Source organism: Trichocoleus sp. ST-U1 (assembly GCF_039961835.1).
In the GTDB taxonomy this organism is placed as follows: Bacteria; Cyanobacteriota; Cyanobacteriia; order Cyanobacteriales; family FACHB-T130; genus FACHB-T130.
On sequence record NZ_JAMPJZ010000011.1, the window covers coordinates 59994 to 81089 of the forward strand.

At 47.3% G+C, this 21096-nt stretch carries 15 protein-coding genes; 11 read left to right on the plus strand and 4 right to left on the minus strand.

The window, feature by feature from the left end; genetic code table 11:
- The first annotated feature begins 144 nt into the window (after window positions 1–144).
- Window positions 145–333 (plus strand): hypothetical protein, encoded by a 189-nt coding sequence (locus NDA06_RS06690; protein WP_190411487.1) that lies wholly within the window; start codon window positions 145–147, stop codon window positions 331–333.
- Between the two features lie 320 nt (window positions 334–653).
- Here NDA06_RS06690 and NDA06_RS06695 read toward each other — a convergent pair whose 3' ends face one another.
- Both NDA06_RS06695 and NDA06_RS06700 read right to left on the minus strand, forming a co-directional pair.
- Window positions 654–2054: an AtzE family amidohydrolase gene (locus tag NDA06_RS06695; protein ID WP_190985552.1), complete on the minus strand. Its 1401-nt coding sequence runs from the start codon at window positions 2052–2054 to the stop codon at window positions 654–656.
- On the minus strand, window positions 2051–2236 hold the full coding sequence (locus NDA06_RS06700; RefSeq protein WP_190411431.1) for a DUF4089 domain-containing protein: 186 nt from the start codon (window positions 2234–2236) through the stop codon (window positions 2051–2053). Before NDA06_RS06700 ends, NDA06_RS06695 begins: the two co-directional genes overlap by 4 nt.
- 421 nt (window positions 2237–2657) lie before the next feature.
- Between NDA06_RS06700 and NDA06_RS06705 the strand changes: the two genes are divergently transcribed.
- The 7 genes from NDA06_RS06705 to NDA06_RS06735 all read left to right on the plus strand — a co-directional run bounded on the left by NDA06_RS06705 (window position 2658) and on the right by NDA06_RS06735 (window position 14508).
- Window positions 2658–6023 (plus strand): PAS domain S-box protein, encoded by a 3366-nt coding sequence (locus NDA06_RS06705; protein ID WP_190985551.1) that lies wholly within the window; start codon window positions 2658–2660, stop codon window positions 6021–6023.
- Window positions 6024–6093: 70 nt separating this feature from the next.
- Entirely contained in the window at window positions 6094–6555 is a 462-nt protein-coding gene (locus NDA06_RS06710) for a response regulator (RefSeq protein WP_190411433.1), read from the plus strand.
- Window positions 6556–6759: 204 nt separating this feature from the next.
- A complete protein-coding gene (locus tag NDA06_RS06715) occupies window positions 6760–9414 on the plus strand; it encodes a response regulator (RefSeq protein WP_190985550.1) in 2655 nt (884 codons plus the stop codon).
- 591 nt (window positions 9415–10005) lie between these two features.
- Window positions 10006–11334, plus strand: coding sequence for an ABC transporter substrate-binding protein (locus NDA06_RS06720; RefSeq protein WP_190985573.1), 1329 nt, complete (start codon window positions 10006–10008; stop codon window positions 11332–11334).
- A gap of 127 nt (window positions 11335–11461) precedes the next feature.
- Complete coding sequence (locus NDA06_RS06725) at window positions 11462–12373, plus strand: ABC transporter permease subunit (protein ID WP_190436357.1); 912 nt, start codon at window positions 11462–11464, stop codon at window positions 12371–12373.
- Between the two features lie 81 nt (window positions 12374–12454).
- Entirely contained in the window at window positions 12455–13261 is an 807-nt protein-coding gene (locus NDA06_RS06730; RefSeq protein ID WP_242033863.1) for a carbohydrate ABC transporter permease, read from the plus strand.
- A 146-nt stretch (window positions 13262–13407) separates the two neighbouring features.
- On the plus strand, window positions 13408–14508 hold the full coding sequence (locus NDA06_RS06735; protein ID WP_190985572.1) for an ABC transporter ATP-binding protein: 1101 nt from the start codon (window positions 13408–13410) through the stop codon (window positions 14506–14508).
- A gap of 110 nt (window positions 14509–14618) precedes the next feature.
- Here the strand turns inward: NDA06_RS06735 and NDA06_RS06740 are convergent, their stop codons facing one another.
- On the minus strand, window positions 14619–14819 hold the full coding sequence (locus NDA06_RS06740) for a hypothetical protein (protein ID WP_190426651.1): 201 nt from the start codon (window positions 14817–14819) through the stop codon (window positions 14619–14621).
- A gap of 105 nt (window positions 14820–14924) precedes the next feature.
- On the minus strand, window positions 14925–16730 hold the full coding sequence (locus tag NDA06_RS06745; protein WP_199324055.1) for an iron uptake porin: 1806 nt from the start codon (window positions 16728–16730) through the stop codon (window positions 14925–14927).
- Window positions 16731–17256: 526 nt separating this feature from the next.
- On the opposite strand from NDA06_RS06745, the gene NDA06_RS06750 reads away from it, so the two are divergent.
- From NDA06_RS06750 to NDA06_RS06760, 3 genes are all read left to right on the plus strand, one after another.
- Window positions 17257–17811 carry a DUF2808 domain-containing protein gene (locus tag NDA06_RS06750; protein WP_190985549.1) on the plus strand — a complete coding sequence of 185 codons (555 nt, stop codon included), beginning with the start codon at window positions 17257–17259 and terminating at the stop codon, window positions 17809–17811.
- Window positions 17812–18291: 480 nt separating this feature from the next.
- Entirely contained in the window at window positions 18292–19557 is a 1266-nt protein-coding gene (locus tag NDA06_RS06755; RefSeq protein ID WP_190678318.1) for a GTP cyclohydrolase II, read from the plus strand.
- A gap of 72 nt (window positions 19558–19629) precedes the next feature.
- On the plus strand, window positions 19630–20865 hold the full coding sequence (locus NDA06_RS06760) for a URC4/urg3 family protein (protein ID WP_190985548.1): 1236 nt from the start codon (window positions 19630–19632) through the stop codon (window positions 20863–20865).
- The last annotated feature ends 231 nt before the right edge of the window (window positions 20866–21096 follow it).

Sequence of the window (21096 nt, forward strand, 5' to 3'; positions counted from 1 at the left end):
AAGCTTGAGGCGGTGGGACTAAATTCGCATGCATCAGGATGCTCCTCCCAAAGCATGATTTTTATTATGAAATTGAAATTCTGTCAAGATAATTAAAAAAGATGTTATATTAGTTTACATAGGTTCACACGAGGTTACACATTCATGCGATACACCAATAAAGAAGGGAATACCCTAACCCTCGATGAGTGTATGACTGCCGACAGCTTCTTTATGGAGGCTGATGTGTATGTCGGCGAACCACTAGAGATGCATTTCGACGAAAAACAAGAGCTAAAAGCAGGCAAGAAACCGAAGAAAGCAGTAGCAGCCAATCCAAGCGATCGCACATAAACCGCTCCCTACGAAGGTGTAATGGCTTTACTGTTGCAGAAACTTCAAAAATTAAAGAATTCTGGAAGTGTTACAGAGTGGTTGTTAGAGCGATTGACACCCATAGCAAGATCGGGGGTTTGAAAAAGCTCAACACGGCTAAAACACTTTCCTAAACCGGATATCTCTTCTCTAGACATTAACCTCGGCATACACAACCGAGGTTTTTTCTTGGGATACCCTTTAACTTTTGGGCAACGATAGATCAGAAACCCCCGTACCCCGACGTTATCAGGGATGGGATTTCTAAAAACTGAATCTCGATAACGAGATGTATCGGGTTAAGCGCGATCGCTATTAGCAATCGGCGCTGAAATAATACCCTGTGCCTCCAGTACCGCCGCCACCCGGAGAATCAGCGTCTCGTTGTAAGGCGCGGCGATGATTTGCACTCCTAAAGGCATGGCATCGGGGCGATGAATGGGGACAGAGAGAACCGGCAAACCAATAAAAGATAGGGGTTGAGTGAAGAGTCCTAGGTGGGGACGGACTAGCACCTCCTCGCCAGCGATCGCCATTTTTTCTTGTCCAATTGGAGGAGCAACGCAGGGAGTCGTTGGGGCGAGAATAATATCAACCTCGCTGAAGATTTCCCGAACGCGATCGCGGTACCATTGCCGAAATCTTTGCGCCTGAATGTACCAGCTTGCCGGAATCAGGGCACCGGCTAGAAAGCGATCGCGGGTTGCCGGATCGAAATCTTGAGGACGCGATCGCAAGGAAGCTAAATGCAGATTCGACCCTTCACTCGCCGTAATCACATACGCCGCCGCCCTTGCCCGATGGGGTTCCGGGATGGTGACAGTTTCTTGCACGCCTAACGCCCGCGCGACATTAGCAACCGCTTCCAACGCTTCTGGTTCTGCACCTTGGGCAAAATAAACATCCGCCACCGCAATTCGCAACCCCTCAATGCTCCGTTTAAGATGCGGCAAGCACGGTTCTGGGGGGCGAGTTGTACAAACCGGATCTCTACCATCTGGCCCTTGCAACACATCAAAAACGGCAGCTAGGTCGCGCACAGAACGGGCAAACGGCCCAATATGATCGAAGCTACTCGAAAACAATCCCGCGCCTGCTCTTGACAAACGCCCATAAGTCGGCTTAAAGCCGAAAACCCCGCAAAATGCCGCAGGAACGCGGATCGAGCCGTTCGTATCCGAACCCAGCGTCAGCGGCACTAATCCAGATGCCACAGCAGCCGCAGAACCTCCAGAGGAACCTCCGGTAACGCGAGTCAGATCGTGGGGGTTTGCTGATGTACCGTAGTGGCTGTTTTCAGTGACAAAGCCGTAAGCGTACTCATCCATATTCAGCGCCCCGACTAGGACGGCACCTGCTTGTTTGAGTTTGGCGACGGCGGTGGCGTCTTGGATCGCTGGAGGATTTTCGGCGTTAATTTTTGCGCCTGCGAGGGTGGTTAAACCCGCGATATCGAAGAGATTTTTAACGGCGAAAGGTACCCCTGCTAAAACACCCGGATCGTCGCCTTGAGCGATCGCGCGATCGATGGTTTCGGCGTCTGCAATTGCCGTCTCAGCCGTAACAGCTGTAAAACAGTTCAGCGTCTGATTCTGGTCGGCAATTCTCGCCAAGGTAGCAGCAACGACGGCTTTTGCTGAAACTTCAGAATTCCGCACGGCATAGGCAATTTGAGTAGCGTCAGGATAGGCTTGGCTCATGGTTGAAACACGGGTGCGGCTTCGATTTCATCGGGCAGAGGAAACTCGTTGACGAGTTGCGCGATCGCAGCAATTTTACTCAGATTCTCCACCACACCTGGATGGTGTTCTGGAGCCAGTGGCAAATCAATTAATTTTGCCATCAAATTGACATATTCTTCAGCGATGTCGTCAGTGGTCATTGCGGAAAAGAGAATGGCTAATGGTGCGGATTACTTGGGCAGATCCCCGATTAGTTCGATGAAAGCATACTAACTTTCGCGGAGGGTTTGCATAAGTTTATTCAGATGCGAACTCTATGCGCCAAGTATTTTTTTGTTTTCATGTCGTTTTTATCAACTGAGTTTAATTTAAATTTTATGAATAAATTTCCAGAGCGATCGCATTGAATGAACGAGATTCGCGTGAATTTAGATACTAAAACCCAAAGATACTGGGAAAAAGTGGCGAGTTGCGATTTTGAGCGCGATCGCTGCTAATTATTGCGAATCCTAACAACTCCATAAATAATCCATAAGGTGAATGCCAAAAAATTGTCATCTACCTTAGGGTTAAAAAAGCCTTGGTGATAGGTGCGCTTTGGATTTCGATCTTGAAAGGTTCATGCTGAAAGTAACACGCTCCCAACTCTTGAGCTATGGCGTGGTTGTATTGAGTGTGGTGGTAGCTCTGCTACTGACACTCCTGTTACAGCCGCTGATGGGACCGCTCATTTTCCCCTTCTTTTATGCAGCAGTGTCGATTAGTGCCTGGTATGGTGGCATGGTTCCGGGGCTGCTAGCTGCAATTTTATCGGCTTTAGTTACCAATTTCCTCTTCTTAGGGCCGCTCTATTCTGTAAACGTCACCAGCACGAGCCTTGTAGTGCGACTGGGTGTATTTATTCTGGTGACGTTCTTGATCAGCTCGCTGAACTCAGAACTACACACTGCAAAACAGCGGCTAGAGACGAGTCTGCTGAAGCTACAAGCAAGTGAGAAGCGCTATCGTCGCCTCATCGATACTGCCAACGAAGGCATCTGGACAATCGATACCCAAGGACGGACAGACTACGTCAACCAGCGAATGGCGCAAATGCTGGGATACAGGGTGGAAGAAATCCTGGAACGATCCATTTTCGACTTTGTGGATGAAGCGTCGCGCCAGGAAGCACTGCAAAAAATACTACAACCCAACCCAGACGTCACCGCTCAATATGACTTGCAGTTCCGCCGCAAAGACGGCTCGGATCTCTGGGCAATTGTATGTACCAGTCCAATTTTCAGCGACAGGGGGGAATTCCTCGGCACGCTTGCCATGATTACCGATGTCAGCGATCGCAAGCAAGCAGAGTTGGTGCTACAGGAGTCCACCCGTCGCGTTACGAACGTCCTAGAGAGCATCACTGATGCGTTTGTCGCTTTGGATCGCCAGTGGCGGATCACCTATGTAAACCATGAAACAGCGAGGCTCAACGGGCAAAAACTGGAGGAAATCATTGGCAAAACTCACTGGGAGCAATGGCCTTGGTCAGTAGGGACGAAAGTTGAGCGAGAATATCGACGGGCAATTACCGAGCAGGTGGCTGTCCATTTCGAGGTGTTCTACGAGCCGTTAAGCATCTGGTTAGAGATCCATGCTTATCCTTCCGAAGACGGGCTGAGCATTTATTACCGGGACATCACCGAGCGCAAGCAAGCGCAGGAGACGCTGGAAAAAAAAGAAAATGAACTCCGCCTGATTACAAATGCCTTGCCAGTCCTGATTGCCTATATCAATTCAGAACAGCGCTATTGCTTTCACAACAAAGCCTATGAAGAATGGTTCGGGGATTATGGCACGCAAGTGAATGGAAAGCAAGTTCGGGAGGTTCTGGGCGAAGCCGCTTATGAAGCGACTCGTCCGTATATCGAAGCAGTCTTGTCAGGAAAACAAGTTACTTACGAAACCGAAATCCCTTATCAAGATGGTGGCATCCGCTACATCAGTGCCACTTACATTCCCCAGTTTGACAGTCTTGGGCAAGTTGAAGGATTTGTCGGCTTAGTTAGCGATATCAGCGATCGCAAAGCATCTGAGGAAGCGTTGCGTCGCTCGGAAGAGCGCTTCCGCAGACTCTTCGACTCCAACCTGAGCGGCGTTGCCTTCTGGAATTTGGATGGTTTCATCACTGAAGCCAATGACGCTTACCTCCGCTTGGTTGGCTACACCCGCGAAGAATTTACCGAATTGGGAAAAATCAGTTGGAAAAACCTAACGCCCCCAGAGTACCAACACGTAGATGAGCGAGCGATCGCAGAGGTTCTAGCAACGGGAGTTTCCAATATTTACGAGAAAGAGTACGTCCAACGGGACGGCAAGCGAGTGCCGATCGTTCTGGGGATTGCCTTGCTTAACGACTCTCAGCAAGAGGGTGTCGCCTTTTTACTGGACATTAGCGATCGCAAACAAGTAGAGGCAGAACGCGCTTTGCTTTTATCCTTGGAGCAAATCGCCCGTGCGGAAGCAGAAACTGCTAAAGAGCAAGTCTCCAATATTCTCGAAAGCATCACCGACGGCTTTCTCGCCTTCGACCGCGAGTGGCGTTTTACCTACGTTAACCGCGAGGGAGCCAGAACTTTGGGTCGTTCCTCGGAAGAACTTCTGGGCAAGAACTTCTGGGAAGAGTTGCCAGAAGTTGTCAACACCCGCTTCGATCAGATGTACCGGCGGGTAATTGCCGAGCAAGTGCCTCTGGAACTGGAAGACTATTACCCACCATTCGACGCTTGGTTTGTCGTCCGCGCTTACCCTACGGAAACCGGAGGACTATCGCTATACTTCCGCAATATTAGCGATCGCAAGTACGCTGAAGCCGCATTACGCGAAAGTGAGGAACGCTTTCGCCAGATGGCAGATACGGCTCCCGTCTTGATTTGGATGTCTGGTTTAGACAAGCTCTGTTATTACTTCAATAAACCCTGGCTGAACTTTACCGGACGGACAACGGAACAAGAGATGGGCAATGGTTGGATGGAAGGAGTTCATCCCGACGATTTCCAGTTTTGTTTAGACACTTATGTAAATGGCTTTGATGCCCGTCAAGATTTAAAAATGGAATATCGCCTCAGACGCTTTGATGGGGAGTACCGATGGCTTCTAGATATTGGGATTCCCCGATTTACGCCAGAGGGCATTTTTCTGGGTTATATCGGCTCGTGTATCGATATTAGCGATCGCAAATTTGCTGAAGCATCGATTCGACAAGCCAACGAAAACTTAGAAAAACGGGTCAAAGAACGCACGACCCAGCTAGAAGCCGCCAATAAAGAACTTGAATCTTTTTCTTACTCGGTTTCCCATGACTTGCGGGCACCACTTCGCCATATTAGCGGTTTCGTGGACTTGCTCCTAAAACGGCTAGGGTCAACAACCCTCGATGAAACCAGTCTGCGTTATCTCAAAACGATTGCCCAGACCACTAAACAAGCCGGAGTTCTCGTCGATGAACTGCTCGCCTTTTCCCGCATGGGGCGCACTGAGATGCGCTATGCATCGATTAATATGGATCGGCTGGTTCGAGAAGTCCAACGCGATCTAGAGCCGGAAATCAATAACCGGGCGGTAACTTGGCAACTTGAAAACTTACCTGAAGTCCAAGGCGACCCTTCCATGTTACGGCTGGTACTCCAGAATCTGATGGCGAATGCTATTAAGTACACGCAGACACGCACCCATGCCGAAATAGAAATTGGCAGCACTGACAATGAGTCTGAGGTTGTCTTTTTTATTCGTGATAATGGCGTAGGATTCGATATGCAGTACGTACACAAACTTTTTGGCGTATTTCAGCGCCTGCACAGCCAACAAGAGTTCGAGGGGACTGGCATTGGATTGGCGAACGTCCAGCGAATTATCCATCGTCATGGCGGTCGAACCTGGGCAGAGGGTGCGGTAGAGGGTGGAGCAACTTTCTACTTCTCATTGCCAAAATTGGCAGGAAAAACATGAAAATTAAAAATGCAAAATTAAAAATTAAGAAGAATAAATTTTTTAATTTTTAATTGATACAGGGGGATGAATGAAAGAATTGAAACGAATTTTGCTAGTTGAAGATAGTCCCAACGATGTTGAGTTAACACTCGCAGCGCTAGAGGAAAACCATCTAGCGAATGAAGTGGTGGTCGTGCGCGACGGGGAGGAAGCGCTAGATTATCTCTATCGACGGGGGATTTTTAAGCTGCGGATTGAAGGGAATCCGGTCGTGGTACTGCTAGATCTAAAATTACCCAAAGTGGATGGGCTGGAAGTGCTAGCACAGTTGAAGTCTGACCCTACGATGAAAGTAATCCCAATCGTCATGCTGACTTCTTCACGGGAGGAGCAAGATCTGATTAGGAGTTACGATTTAGGGGTGAATGCTTATGTTGTGAAGCCAGTTGATTTTCATGAATTTGTGAACGCCATCAAGGAAATCGGGCTTTTTTGGGCAATCGTCAATCAGCCACCACCTGGTTCTTTACCCATTGCCTGTACTGTCTAAGCAGGTAGAAGAAATTAAGCATTCATAATGGAGTTCATTCATGAAAATAAGGGATTATAAACGAAAAAATTTTAAATTATGAGTTTTAAATTTGGAATCAAAAAAAAATCTAATCACTCAAAATCAAAACTTTCGTTTTCAGCTTTAAGCAGTAATGTTGATTTCCACGGTTGCGCTGAATAATCAAAAAAAGGTTTGAGTCCTGTGAAAGTACTGCGTATCCTCCTACTCGAAGACAGTCTGCTAGATACAGAACTCATCTATGCGAATTTAAGCAATGGTGGGATTGACTGCGAGTTGGTGCAAGTAGAGACGCGCACTGACTTTGTTACAGCACTAGAAACAGACTCTTTTGACTTGATTCTCTCAGATTACTCACTGCCGTCGTTTGATGGCATCTCAGCGCTGAAAATCGCTCGCTCCCTTTGCTGCGATGTGCCATTTATTTTTGTCTCGGCGACGATTGGGGAGGAATTGGCGATTGACACTCTGAAAAACGGTGCGACAGACTACGTGGTGAAGCAACGGCTAGAGCGACTGGTGCCATCAGTCATGCGAGCTTTGCGAGAAAGCCAGGAACGCAGCGATCGCAAAGCTGCCGAACAAGACCTACACAAAAGCCACGAGCGGCTCAAGCTTCTCTCTGAAACGGCAAGCAAGTTACTGTTGAACGATCGACCGCAAGAACTGATCGAAAACCTATTTCAAGAACTTTCTTCTCATCTGGGGCTTGAAGTTTATTTCAACTACTTGGTCGATCGGGAAAAACAACTTCTGCGTTTAAACTGTTGTGGTGGAGTTTCCGAGCAAGTTTCCCAAGAAAGAGAGTGGTTGGATTTGGGTGAAACTGTGTGTGGACGTGTCGCTTTAGAGCGTCACCACTTCGTCGCAGAGAACGTTCAGCAATCCACAGACCCGAAAATAGAAATGGCGCGATCGCTGGGAATGACAGCTTATACTTGTCACCCGTTACTCGCCCACGGTCAGCTCATGGGAATCCTTTCTTTTGGCACCCGCAACCGCATCCGTTTCGAGCCGGATGAAATTGAATTGATGAAGGTTGTTTGCGATCAGATAGCGATCGCATTAGAACGCGCCCAAATGTTAACCCGTCAACGGCAATATACCAGCCGTTTGCAACGCCTCGCAGAGGCATCCGTTTCCATCAACTCAACCCTATCTCTCGACGAAATGCTATCGCTGATTACCGCACAGTCCCGCGAAATCATCGGGACACATCAGTCAGTCACTAGCATCACGGTAGGCGAGAACTGGGAACAGGCGATTAACTCAGTTTCTCTGTCAGATAAGTACGCGCAGTGGCGAGATTACAGTGAAACAACCGATGGTTCTGGCATCTATGCACTGGTCTGTAGAATGAAGCGCCCGATGCGGATGACGCAAGCCGAACTAGAAGCACATCCAGCTTGGCGAGGTTTTGGGAAGGCGGCTGACCAGCACCCACCGATGCGGGGTTGGCTGGCTGTACCCCTGATCGGTCGGAATGGAAAAAATATCGGTTTAATTCAGCTTTCCGACAAATACGACGGGGAATTCACCGAAGAGGATGAAGCCATCCTGGTACAAATGGCTCAGATGGCATCGGCGGCGATTGACAATGCACAGCTTTACCAAGAATCTCAGCAAGCGAATCGCATGAAAGATGAGTTCTTAGCGATACTTTCTCACGAGTTGCGATCGCCGCTCAACCCAATCCTCGGTTGGACGCAACTACTCCGCACCCGAAAGTTTGACCAAGCTACCACTGCTCGTGCGATTGAAACCATCGAGCGCAATGCTAAATTGCAGACACAGCTCATTGATGATTTGCTGGATGTCTCGCGGATCATCCGCGGAAAAGTCGGTCTAAATATCTCCCCAATCAACCTAGTCTCTACCCTTGAGGCAGCTATCGACACGGTGCGTCTGGCGGCTGACGCGAAATCGATTCAGCTTCAGTCTTTCCTCGATCCATCTGTAGGGCTGGTTTCGGGCGATTCCAGCCGCATACAACAAGTTGTTTGGAATTTGCTCTCAAACGCGATTAAGTTTACGCCGGAAGGCGGTCGTGTTGAGATAAGACTGTCAATGGTCAGCGGTCAAAAGTCATTCGCCAACGAACGCGAACTCATGACAAATGAAGGACTCAGGACTTATCGCAACTATGCCCAAATTCAAGTCCTCGACACCGGGAAGGGCATCCGTGCTGACTTTTTGCCCCATGTCTTTGATTACTTCCGACAAGCGGATGGCTCAACGACTCGGAAGCACGGTGGACTGGGACTCGGTTTGGCAATCGTGCATCATTTAGTAGAACTGCACGGTGGGACTGTCTACGCAGAAAGTCCGGGCGAAGGACAGGGAGCAACTTTCACAGTAATATTGCCACTTATCAAGAGTGAGGCGAAAAAACTAACAATGGAAGAAGATGTTTTATTGGGTTCTGAATCCTCCGTCGGCAGCGCTTTACTCGATGGCGTGCGAGTACTGGTTGTGGACGATGATACTGACACGCGGGAATTTCTGACCTTCATGCTGGAACAATATGGCGCTGAAGCGATCGCAGCGGCATCGGCACAAGAAGCATTTGAGCGAATCCCTCAAGTCAGACCGGATGTTCTGGTGAGTGACATTGGGATGCCCGACGAGGATGGCTATTCTTTGCTTGGGAAAGTGCGGAAACTGGATGCCAGCCAAGGAGGAGAGACTCCGGCGATCGCGCTGACTGCCTATGCGAGGGAAGAAGACCGCACGCAGGCTCTCTCGGCAGGCTTTCAGATGCATTTGGCGAAGCCAGTTGAGCCAGATGAATTGGCGAATGTGGTTGCAAAGCTGGCGGCAAGCACTTCAAATCGATAACTGCTAATTCTAATAGATGAATATCAATAGAAATTGTGGTTTGTACAATTGGGTAGTTTTTCGCAGCGATCGCTAGTCTTAACCTTAGAGTTTTTCGTAGCGATCGCGAGTCTTAACCCTTCCAAGGTTAATCAAACTTTTTTTAAATTTAATAAAACTTAATCTTATATTAACGAGGATTTTACCACTTTTAGGTTTGCAACTCAAACCCCCCAGGAAAGTTTTTTGTTTATAGCTTGCTATCTCTTTGGAAGGTTGATCTCTCATTAATAAGAAATTAATTTACTGATATCAAAGCATTTTTATCTATCGGAAATAAACAGTTTGTACTCCTAGGAGAACCAGAGACGATCTCAGTTCAGCCTAGGATACGTTTCTGCAAACTTTGCCTTTTTCAAGGGAATCATCTGCATTGATGACAAGCTGAAACTTTATCTGTAGCACGAGCTTTTTTTTCGGGCTTCTTATCAGAGTATTAAGCAATTTTAAGCAAAGTGAGTAAGCTAGCCATCAAATAAGCCGGTTGAGAAAATTTAATTGTCTTTATTTGTTTCCCAATCAACTATTAAACCTTTGCTTGATAAAGCGACAATGTTCTATCGCCAATCGGTAAACAAACTGCGAAAATTCCTACCAAACCTCCGCTCTTTGCGTCGCGTTGGGATATCTATTCTTCTTTTCTTGGGCATCGTATTGTTTAGCTGGTTCGTGATGGCTCAGCAGCCAGTCACGCTCAACCTGTTGCTGCCTGCCCCAGATGCCCCACCCTTGCAGCGGATGATCAAAGACTTTGAGGCAGAGAATCCAGGCATTCGCATCAACATCGTTGAAGGTCCTAACGCTACAAACTTGGTTGAAGACCTCTATACCTCTGCTTTCATCTTGGGAGAATCTCCTTATGACCTGGTGGTCATGGATATCATCTGGACGCCAAAATTTGCGGCGGCGGGTTGGCTGCTAGACCTCAGCAACCGGATTTCCCAAGACGAATTGGCAGCATTTTCACCCAATGATGTCGAAGGGGGACGTTACGAAGGCAAGCTGTACCGACTGCCAATTCGTTCTGATGCGGGGATGCTCTACTACCGGAAAGACTTGCTAGCAGAAGCCGGATTGCAGCCGCCAGAAACTTTTCAAGATTTGATGGCAGCTTCCAAAACCTTGCAGAAGGCAGGAAAGGTAACATGGGGCTACCTCTGGCAAGGTCGCCAATACGAAGGAGCGGTGGCAATGTTTATGGAGGTTCTCGAAGGCGCTGGTGGCTTCTGGGTGAATCCCGACACGTTAGAAGTTGGGTTAGATCGACCGGAAGCCTTAAGAGCCATCGAGTTTTTGCGCGGCACCGTTCAGGAGGGTGTTGCTCCGCCTGGGGTGACAACCTATCACGAAGAAGATACCCGACGCTTCTTCCAAAACGGTCAGGCAGCGTTTTTAAGAAGTTGGCCTTATGTCTGGCCTTTAGCGAATGAAGAGACTTCGCCCATCAAGGGAAAAATCGGGATTAAACCGATGGTTCACGCCGCCGGTCAAAGTGGGGCGGCTTGCCTAGGCGGGTGGGGTTTTGGAATTTCTAAATCCTCTCGACATCCAGAGGAAGCCTGGAAAGCGATTCAATACTTTACCAGTGAAGAAACACAGCGGCAATTCATATTGAAAGAGGGCTATCTGCCCAGCCGACGGGCATTATTTACAGACCCACAGATTGTCGCTAAATACCCCCACTACCCGCAGATTTTAGAGGTGGTGCAAAAAGCCGTCTTACGTCCGCCGATTGCACAATATGCCCAAGCCTCTGATATTTTGCAACGCTACCTCAGTGCCGCACTCACCAACCGAACGAGTCCGGAAAAAGCAATGCAATCTGCCGCGAATGAAACGCGCCGACTCCTCAACGCGGGTCAAGCGAAACCGTCGGCATAACCAGGCAACCCTGTAAAAGGCAAAAGTAAATCAAAACAATTGCATCATTTGCGGTTTCTTTTGCCTTTTCACCTTGGACTTTTTACTTGTTTAAGAGTTAGTCTTTTGAATTTTTACCTTTGACTTCATGATGAACTTGAATACAATCCGAGGTCGGGAACAACGCACGGGCTGGATCTTACTACTGCCTGCCTTGCTTGTCCTGTTATTGGTCTATGGCTACCCGATTGTCCGGGCATTCTGGTTGAGTTTGTTTACGAAGAACCTAGGAACCGAGTTGCAACCTGTCTTCGTGGGTCTGGATAATTACGGGCGGATGGCGGGGGATGGTCGTTTCTGGCAGAGTTTCTGGACAACAACAGTCTTCACTACCTCAGCCGTCATTATCGAGCTATTACTAGGGCTGGGAATCGCTCTGGTTCTGACTCAGAAATTTCGGGGAAGAAGCTTGGTGCGAACGACAGCTATCTTACCGTGGGCATTACCGACTGCTCTGATCGGTCTTGCCTGGGGTTGGATTTTTAACGACCAGTTTGGCGTTGTCAACGACATTCTCAGACGAGTCGGTCTCATAGAAGGTGGGATTAACTGGCTGGGAGATCCAACGCTGGCATTGATGGCGGTGATCTTTGCCGATGTTTGGAAAACCACGCCGTTTATCAGCATTCTGCTCTTGGCTGGGTTGCAGTCAATTTCGCCTGACCTCTACGAAGCCCATTCGATTGATGGAGCAACCCCTTGGCAAAACTTCACTAGAATTACGCTACCGTTGCTGATGCCGCAAATCTTAATTGCACTGCTATTTCGATTTGCCCAATCTTTCGGGATTTTCGACTTGATTGCGGTGATGACAGGTGGCGGGCCTGGAGGTTCGACGGAAGTGGTCTCGCTGTACATCTACTCCACCGTGATGCGCTACTTAGACTTTGGTTATGGTGCGGCGCTGGTGGTAGTGACCTTTACGTTGCTGATTGTAGCAGTAGCGATCGCTAGTTTCTTGCTCAGTCGCTCTCGTGCCAAAACTTCAGGAGCCGCTTAAGTTATGACTGTCATTCCCCAAGAACGCCCAACCGCTCCAACCCCAACCAAGGGGAAAAAGTTTTCCTGGAAAAAAATCTTAATGCCCCTGGCAGTTGCCCTGGTAGTAATCTTCTGCCTAGCGCCAGTTTTATGGCAACTGCTGACTTCATTCAAGGTCAATGAGGATATTGCCGCCGTTCCCACGGTCTATTTTCCCACTCGATACACCCTTGCTCACTACATTGAGTTATTCGTTCGTCGTCCGTTTTGGCGCTACATCTTAAATAGTGCCTTCGTCTCGATTACTTCCACTGCTCTAGCTTTAGCCATTGGGGCACCCGCTGCTTACGCTCTGGCACGATTGCATCTTCGGGGCGGCAAAGTTATCCTCGCTGGTGTCCTAATCATTACTTTATTCCCTGGAATTTTGTTGTTCTTGGGACTGTTAGAAATTGTCCAGGCATTTCGCTTGGGTAACAACTATTTGGCGCTGATAGTTCCTTATACTGCTATCAATTTACCGTTGACGATTTTAGTGCTGCGAAGCTTTTTCGAGCAATTGCCAAAAGATTTGGAAGATGCTGCTAAAGTCGATGGCTATAATACGTTCCAAATGCTGACGCAAATCTTACTGCCGATGACGGTTCCAGCTTTGGTAACAACTGGGATTCTCACCTTTATTTTTGCCTGGAACGAGTTTATCTTCGCCCTCACCTTTATTACTCGTGAAGATATGAAGACGATTCCGGTTGGGGCGGCTCAATTAGGCGGTGCGTCGCTATTTGAAATTCCATACGGGCCAATTGCTGCGGCGACGGTCTTGGGGACTTTGCCCCTAGTTTTACTGGTGTTGTTCTTCCAGCGCAAGATTGTCCAAGGTTTAACAGCGGGTGCTGTTAAAGGATAAAGGGATGAATTTTGAGTTTTGAGTGATGAATGAATCACTCAAACTTTAAAAATCATCCCTTTTCTCAGACTGAGCCAGAAACCGAGGTAAAAAAACTTTCAACCTTCAACTTTCTGCAACTTTCAACCTTCAACCTGTTTAAAATCATGGCTAGACTCGAACTCCGAAACTTAAATAAAACCTATAATCCGAAAGTCATCCCGGTCAAAGACGTTAGCTTAAGCGTAGAAGATGGTGAGTTTCTCACGTTACTTGGACCTTCTGGATGCGGTAAATCTACCATTCTGCGGTTGATTGCAGGTTTGGAAGAACCCACTCGCGGTCGGGTCTCGATCGGGGATAAAGATGTCACAAACTTGCGACCGGGCGATCGCGACATTGCAATGGTATTTCAAAGCTATGCCCTTTATCCTCACATGACGGTTTACGAGAATATCGGTTCTGGTCTTAAACTGCAAAAAACACCCTCTGACGAGATTAAACAACGGGTTGCTGAAGCTTCAAGAGTATTGGGATTAGACGAATTAATGAGCCGCAAACCGGGTCAAATGTCTGGCGGACAACGCCAGCGGGTCGCCCTAGCACGGGCTTTGGTACGCCGTCCTCATGTCTTTTTATTAGATGAACCCCTCAGTAACTTGGATGCGCTGTTGCGGGAAAACGTCAGGGCTGAAATTAAGCAATTATTTGAATCTCAACACGTTCCAGTTGTTTACGTCACCCACGACCAGACAGAAGCGATGACGCTTTCTAGCAAAGTCGCTGTTCTCAACAAGGGCGATGTGCAGCAACTTGACCCCCCCGAACGTATTTATAATAATCCGGCAAATCTATTTGTAGCTGGGTTTGTGGGCAGTCCCCAGATGAATTTGTTAACGCTGCCTTGCCAGGGAAATTCCGCCATGCTAGGGAATCATAGAATCCCGCTGCCGGAAGTTCCAACCGTGCCGCCGCAGATTGTGTTGGGGATTCGTCCAGAAAATGTTCGCATCGCACAACCCGAAGATAGAAACACCGTTCGGGGTCGGGTGTTTTTGGTAGAAAACTTGGGGATGAACAACTTAGTAAGCGTACGGGTTGAGGGTTCTGCTGGCGAACCCACGACAATTCGTACCTTGTTACCGACGGATCGGCGCTGGAGTGGCGAAGATATAACACTGGCATTGCCACTTCAGAATATCCACTGGTTTGATGTGCAGACGGGGGATGCTGTTTTTAGACGGCAACCGCTTGCGGTTGGGCGTTAGGCAACACTAAAGGTTCATTTTGCAATCAGAAAAAATTTTAGTTTGACTCGGTCAAAGAGCTAGGGACTTAATTCCCTAGCTCTTTGCTAAAGCTGGGTATATAGCATTTCTCAGTTAACCTCACCCCCAACCCCTCTCCGTTGACGGAGAGGAGCGAAGAGTTCATCCCCATTTCCTACTAGGAATGGGGTGAGGGGGTCAGGTTTGCCTGATTCGAGAACTATTGGGCTATATAACATTTCTGAGTGGAATATATAGCGGTTCTGATGTTCGGGCAACACCTGCTTGGGTGTGGGCTTTTTCTTTGCCATACCCTCTACACCTGCTAACGCTCTCCGGAACTTGCCTGTGCTACGCACCAAAACGCGATCGCGTTTCGGTAATGCTCAGAATGGTAACAGGATTAAAACACTTTCTTAAAACACAAAACTGGTGCGGACGGTGCCGACATAAATTAGATCGTTGTTAGCATTGTGTTCGGGATTTGTGACTACAAAAAATCCTGGGGTAATCGCAATATTATCAGTGATTTGATAGCGGTAAAAGGCTTCTAAATGTAAAGAGGTATCGGGATCTTCGCGCCCAACAACATCATTTTCAATCGCTTTAGGCGGTTGACCAATCACGAATCCGAGCAGATTACCCAGTCCACCGACATCGGGCAAAGCAAAGCTTAAAGCCCACGTAAAGATTTTGGCGTCGCTACCTTTATTCGGTTGGGATTCGGCACGAGCATTAATTAACCCCGTCCAGCCGGAAATGTTGAAGTTAGGAGAGACTTGGTAAGAGGCTTGTAATCCATAAGCATTGGTAGAAAGAGCCGCACCATTAAAAGGGTCTTCGGCGTTACGACTGCCTTTGCCAGTGACGATGTTATAAGAATGAATATAAGTCAAACCCACACTCAGACTGTCTGTAGGATATAAAGTGACTTGAGCGATCGCGCCGTAACGACCCCCAAATAGACCCGTTTCCGCTTGATTGGTGTTCGATGCGAGATATCCCAAAGACAGCCGCACCGCTCGACTAATGCGATATTCTAAACCAAACCCCGTGCCTCCATTCAACCCGAATAGCTGTGATTCCCCGGCAAAGTTAGAAACGGTGCCAAGAAGAGAATTGTTGATATAGGGATTGAGGGTAGGCGTAAAATCACCAAAGCCAATCCCGATAATACCAAAGTAAACAATCGCTTGTTCTGTCACCGGATACCGATAGAACAGTCCGCCAATTTGAATGTCATTCTCGTTGTTTCCGGTGAATGAGAGTTTGGCAAAGTTAGTTCCCGTCACCGTTGCAAAGTTAGGAGTATTTTGAGCAGCTAATCGGGTTCTCAACAAGTCTTGACCAGAGAAACTGGTATCTAAATTCAATTCAACTCGGTTGCTGAGGACAACATTCGCATCGCCATCCTGGTTGTTGACTTCACCGCCACCCACTCCACTGACGGCAAACAGGATTTCTCCCCGAAGTCTGGTTGTCGTCGAAAAGCGTTGTTCTTCTAACTGAGTAACGGATGCCTCTAAGTTACCGACACGAGTTAACAAGGTTGCAAGTTCTGGTGCAAATTCGGTTTGTAATCGTTGCAGCGTCCCTAAATCTTCTTGGCTCGCAAGTTCGCCAGTTGAGGTTTGAATGAGTTGATTGATTCGATTGAGACAGGCATTTAACCCGGCGGCAAATTCATAGCGACTGAGTGCGCGGTTGCCTCTAAAGGTGCTGTCGGGATAACCTGCAATGCAACCATAGCGCTCGACTAGGGATTCCAGTGCCTGGAATGCCCAGTCTGTCGGCTGCACATCGGAAAGTTGAGTGACGGAAGTGACTTGCTCCATCGAGTCAGCTTCTAGCTCATCTAGGCTGGTTAGCTCCAAGCCGTCGATGGTTTGCCCTATTGTTGTCGCTTTTTCGCTTAACCCGGTTTCAATAACTGATTCAATAACTGGCGCTTCCGGTAAATTTGAATTGAGATCGGCAGGAGTCGGCTCAGATCGAACGGCAACTGAGCTGACATCTATTGGTGAAAGCTCGGTGCTGTTTGCTTTTGGTGACTCCAGGGTTTCTGGGGTAGATGAGGCAATTGTTTCTAAGGAAGTGGTATTAGGTTCGGTATTGGCAATTTCTGTGGCGATCGCTTCTATAGCAACGGCACGATTGCACAATAGCAAAGCGACACCCCAGATGCCTATACCAAGTCCTAAAGCCCGGAATAGCTTAAACATAGTTCCTCCGCACACCTGTATACACGCTGGTGAAAGCGCTGAGTCGGCAAAGACAACCTGTGAAAAACTCCCTAGTTTTTCAAAATCTTTTGTAGTTAGGTTAAAACTCGGTTGTTCTCAGCTTTGCTCAACCGCGCTTTAAAAATTAATCTGTAGCTTGATTTTATCTATTATTTTCCGATTTTTAGCTGATTTGATGCAGTTATTGACATTCTGTAAACTTAGAAGCGGCGAATGAGAACTGCACAAATCTGAAGGGAATTATTAGGAGCGATCGCTCAAATCTTAAATGAAGGTTTAAAATTATATGTTCAAGGCGGAGCTACTTTTAAAATTCTTTGCTATAAAAAAGGTAAGAAAGATAAAGCATCCTTCTTAGGTAGCATTGTTGCTTATCATTTTCATGAATAATTGTTGAAGATGATATACGCGATCGCTTTGCCGTAAATGGCTCTCCCTTTAGAAAAGCTTTCCAAGTTCGTGAATCGCATCTACCAGACACTCGCACCCCTAGGAGGTCACAACAATGAAGCGTCTTAAGCAATTGTCTCTGGCATTAATTGCAGGCACTCTTACCTTTGGCGTCGGCGCTTCTGGAGTAAACAATCCATCAGCGCAGGCGATTCAATTCTCAAATGGCAGAAGTTCTTTTGGTGTTCCTTTTCAATTAAGTAATACCAGAACGAGTCAAGCCAGCGTCCGGTTCAGAGGCGCAAGCTATTACTTCACTTTTAACTTACCAAAAACGGCGTCTCAATCTTTAAATCGAGTAACAATTCGTCAAAATGGTGGCAATTTAGTTGAATTCGATTCTGCCAAAACTAAAGCGTTTCTCAATGAGAAACCCAAAGAGAATTGTAAGTTGGGCGAAGTAAAAGTTGACAAAAAAACTCAGGAAGTTGACCTAGTATTCGATCCCCCAATTCAACCCGGTCAAACTGTAACGGTTGCCATTGGACCCTTTGAAAATCCTAGTGTTTCTGGGATATATAACTTTGGCGTGTCAGCGTTTCCTACAGGCGATAAACCCGAAAAGCAATTTTTAGGTTATGGTCCTTTGCGCTTTTTTGATGCTCGGTAAAGTTTGTATTATCAATAAAGCTAAGCCGCAACCGCTGGGGAGTTTTCTCTAGCGGTTTTTTCGTAAATATTCTTGACAATATAGTGATTCTCGGTTAAGCATGATTTCTCTGTATCGGCGTTGTATTGTAGTGCGGGGATCGTCTGCCGCGATCGCGCCGATCGAGCTTACTCATAAAGCCTAACTAGCGATGAAAATCCTCTAAAAACCTCAGGAGAAAAGTTAAGCACAAACGTTTGTATGGATGAATTCATAGGAGTATAGCGATAGGATTAGATTTCTATTAAGTTAATTTAAAAATCTGGAAATTGTATAAGTTTGTAGCAAATAATACTAAATGAAAGGGTAGCAACCACAAACAGATTTGGCTGTGCAGGATACTCCGAGAGCCAAAATCCCCTTGCTATGATGAGAGCTTATTTCCAATTCCCTGCGTAGATTGCCCTAGACGACATCTTGAGTGCATCTTGTGAGCTATTTATGGAAAACCCAAAAAAAGTATCTTCGCATAAGCATATTGTTTTAACATCCCATCCCGGTAAATCGGGTAAAAAATCCGTTTCCGTTCATTGGGGAGAAAGCGATCCGATTAAACGAGGACCCATTATTGGGACATTAGCGAACCCAAATCAACGGAATGCAATTGGCACGCATTCGGGATCTTATGCCGTTTATCGGGCACTTGCGATCGCATCTGGCGCACTCCAGGCAAATCACCGCGCCGATTTAACCAATACTTCTCCGGTTGTCCACATTGGGCCATATCCCAGTTGGGCAGATGCGAACAAAATTGTCTCACTCGATCCATTTGGAGCAATTGTGGGTGAAGTTTTCCCTTCATTTTATGAAGAGGGGTACGATATTCGTCCCACCATTGCTGTCACCAAAGCTCACATTAATATGCCGGAATTGCAAGATTCTGTGGCAAAAGGGCGCTTGCAAGTTGACGGTCAAATTATCAAAAATAACGGTAATTTAGTCGTCACAAAGGTCGCAATCGATCCAGTCTGGTATTTACCAGGGATTGCCAAGCGACTCAACATTGAAGAAAGCGATTTACGTCGCATTCTCTTCCAGCAAACAGGCGGGATGTTCCCAGAATTGGTAACGCGCCCAGATTTACACGTATTCTTACCACCGATTGGCGGCACGACGATTTATCTGATTGGCGATGTCGCCGCAATTACAGATCCCAACCGACTGCTTGCCGTGCGGGTACATGATGAATGCAACGGTTCAGATGTGTTTGGTTCCGATATTTGCACTTGTCGCCCTTATCTGGTGCATGGCATTGAAGTTTGCGTCCAGACAGCACAAGCAGGCGGCGCAGGGGTGATTGTCTATTTCCGCAAAGAAGGTCGTGCCTTGGGCGAAGTAACTAAATTTTTAGTTTACAATGCCCGGAAGCGTCAGGAAGGAGGCGATCGCGCAGATGCCTATTTTGCCCGGACTGAATGCGTGGCGGGACTTCAAGATATGCGGTTTCAAGAACTGATGCCGGATGTGTTGCATTGGCTAGGAATTACGCGAATTGACCGCTTGGTGTCGATGAGTGATATGAAATACAACGCGATTACAAATTCTGGTATCGAGGTAATCGAACGCATCCCGATTCCCGATGATTGGATTCCAGAAGATGCGTGGGTGGAAATTGCTGCCAAGCAAGCCGCTGGTTACTACACGCCGGGAGAGGTGCCCACTGCGACAACTCTGGCAGAAATTAAGGGACGGGGTTTAGGGGATTAGGTTTTTTAACGCAAAGGTACGCAAAGGTTTACGCAAAGGTACGCAAAGTTAATCTTTGCGTTTTTATTGTTTATGAGCAATTCTGAATCGGAAGCGATCGCATATTTGAGGAGTCCGGCGGCAATTCGGGAAAGATGCGATCGCCTCTTTCTTTTAGGCTGTGAAGATAAACTGCGTTACTTTCGAGTTGATTTAACCCAGTTAGAGAAATGCGCTGATTATGTCATCGGGGTGATGCGCGATGACTATCCCGATCTCGATATTCCTTTTCACAGTCGCTGGCGACATTTTGAAGTTGGAAATGTGCCTCGTCTTTTGGAACTTGAACAAGCTTTAACGAGACTGACTGGATTAGAAAAAGCGAAAGTTAAGTTTGATTTAGCGATTGTTAGCGTTTTACTGGATGCAGGCGCAGGCACCCATTGGGAGTATTGCGAACCAGGAACGGGACAAGTGTTTCGGCGTTCGGAAGGCTTAGCCGTGGCTAGCTTCCGAATGTTTTTTCAAGGTGCTTTCTCTAGTCACTCGAAATCACCATTACAGGTAGATGCCGATGGACTCCTACAGTTAACAGAAGACGCTTTAGCGCAGGGTTTCCAAGTTAGTGAAAAAAATCCGCTAGTAGGGGTGGAAGGGCGCGTTCAGCTGCTACAGCGTTTGGGACAAGTCCTCGCTCAAAATTCTAAGTTTTTTGGCACCGAAAGCCCGCGTCTTGGCAATCTAGTCAATTATTTGTGGGATAGCAGCAATCATGGACAACTGGCTGCGAGTAAGGTGTTGAGTGCAGTTTTGGAGGGGTTGGGGGAAATTTGGTCGGGGAGACTTGCGATCGCTGGGGTAAACTTAGGCGATGTCTGGATTCATTCCGCTTTACAGGGAGATAAGAAAAGCGACAATTATGTGCCGTTTCACAAACTCTCCCAGTGGTTAACGTATTCTCTTTTAGAACCCCTTCAGGAACTCGATTTAAAAATCACTGGACTAGAGGAACTTACAGGTTTGCCCGAATATCGTAATGGCGGTTTATGTCTAGATACTGGATTGTTACAAGTCAAAGATTCAGCAGTTTTGCAGGAACGTCATCCAGTAGGTTCTGAGGTAATTGTAGAATGGAGGGCTTTAACGGTTAGTTTGTTAGATAAAATTGCGGCAACGATTCGACAAAAACTGAATATGACTGCTGATGAATTACCCCTAGTAAAAGTTTTACAAGGAGGAACTTGGAGTGCGGGGAGAAAAATTGCCACACAATTACGAGAAGGCGGCGTTCCTCCAATTGAAATTGCGAGTGATGGAACCGTGTTTTAATAGAAATTAGCTGGTGAATATAGCAATGCTCTATTGGATGCAGTTTAACCCCACCCCTGCCCCTCCCCGTAAACAGGGAGGGGTTAAATATTCCCTCCTGCTTGTAAACGGAGAGGGGTTAAATATTCCCTCTTCTCCGTTTACGGAGAGGGGTTGGGGGTGAGGTTCTTTTATATATTGCACTCAAGTGAAAAGGAATTTTTGCTTATTTTTTAAGCCTGCGTAGGTAGG

Coding starts and splice junctions, on each gene's coding strand:
- NDA06_RS06690 (WP_190411487.1), top strand. CDS start 145: ATGCGATACACCAATAAAGAAGGGAATACCCTAACCCTCGATGAGTGT.
- NDA06_RS06695 (WP_190985552.1), bottom strand. CDS start 2,054: ATGAGCCAAGCCTATCCTGACGCTACTCAAATTGCCTATGCCGTGCGG.
- NDA06_RS06700 (WP_190411431.1), bottom strand. CDS start 2,236: ATGACCACTGACGACATCGCTGAAGAATATGTCAATTTGATGGCAAAA.
- NDA06_RS06705 (WP_190985551.1), top strand. CDS start 2,658: ATGCTGAAAGTAACACGCTCCCAACTCTTGAGCTATGGCGTGGTTGTA.
- NDA06_RS06710 (WP_190411433.1), top strand. CDS start 6,094: ATGAAAGAATTGAAACGAATTTTGCTAGTTGAAGATAGTCCCAACGAT.
- NDA06_RS06720 (WP_190985573.1), top strand. CDS start 10,006: ATGTTCTATCGCCAATCGGTAAACAAACTGCGAAAATTCCTACCAAAC.
- NDA06_RS06725 (WP_190436357.1), top strand. CDS start 11,462: ATGATGAACTTGAATACAATCCGAGGTCGGGAACAACGCACGGGCTGG.
- NDA06_RS06730 (WP_242033863.1), top strand. CDS start 12,455: ATGCCCCTGGCAGTTGCCCTGGTAGTAATCTTCTGCCTAGCGCCAGTT.
- NDA06_RS06735 (WP_190985572.1), top strand. CDS start 13,408: ATGGCTAGACTCGAACTCCGAAACTTAAATAAAACCTATAATCCGAAA.
- NDA06_RS06740 (WP_190426651.1), bottom strand. CDS start 14,819: ATGGCAAAGAAAAAGCCCACACCCAAGCAGGTGTTGCCCGAACATCAG.
- NDA06_RS06745 (WP_199324055.1), bottom strand. CDS start 16,730: ATGTTTAAGCTATTCCGGGCTTTAGGACTTGGTATAGGCATCTGGGGT.
- NDA06_RS06750 (WP_190985549.1), top strand. CDS start 17,257: ATGAAGCGTCTTAAGCAATTGTCTCTGGCATTAATTGCAGGCACTCTT.
- NDA06_RS06755 (WP_190678318.1), top strand. CDS start 18,292: ATGGAAAACCCAAAAAAAGTATCTTCGCATAAGCATATTGTTTTAACA.
- NDA06_RS06760 (WP_190985548.1), top strand. CDS start 19,630: ATGAGCAATTCTGAATCGGAAGCGATCGCATATTTGAGGAGTCCGGCG.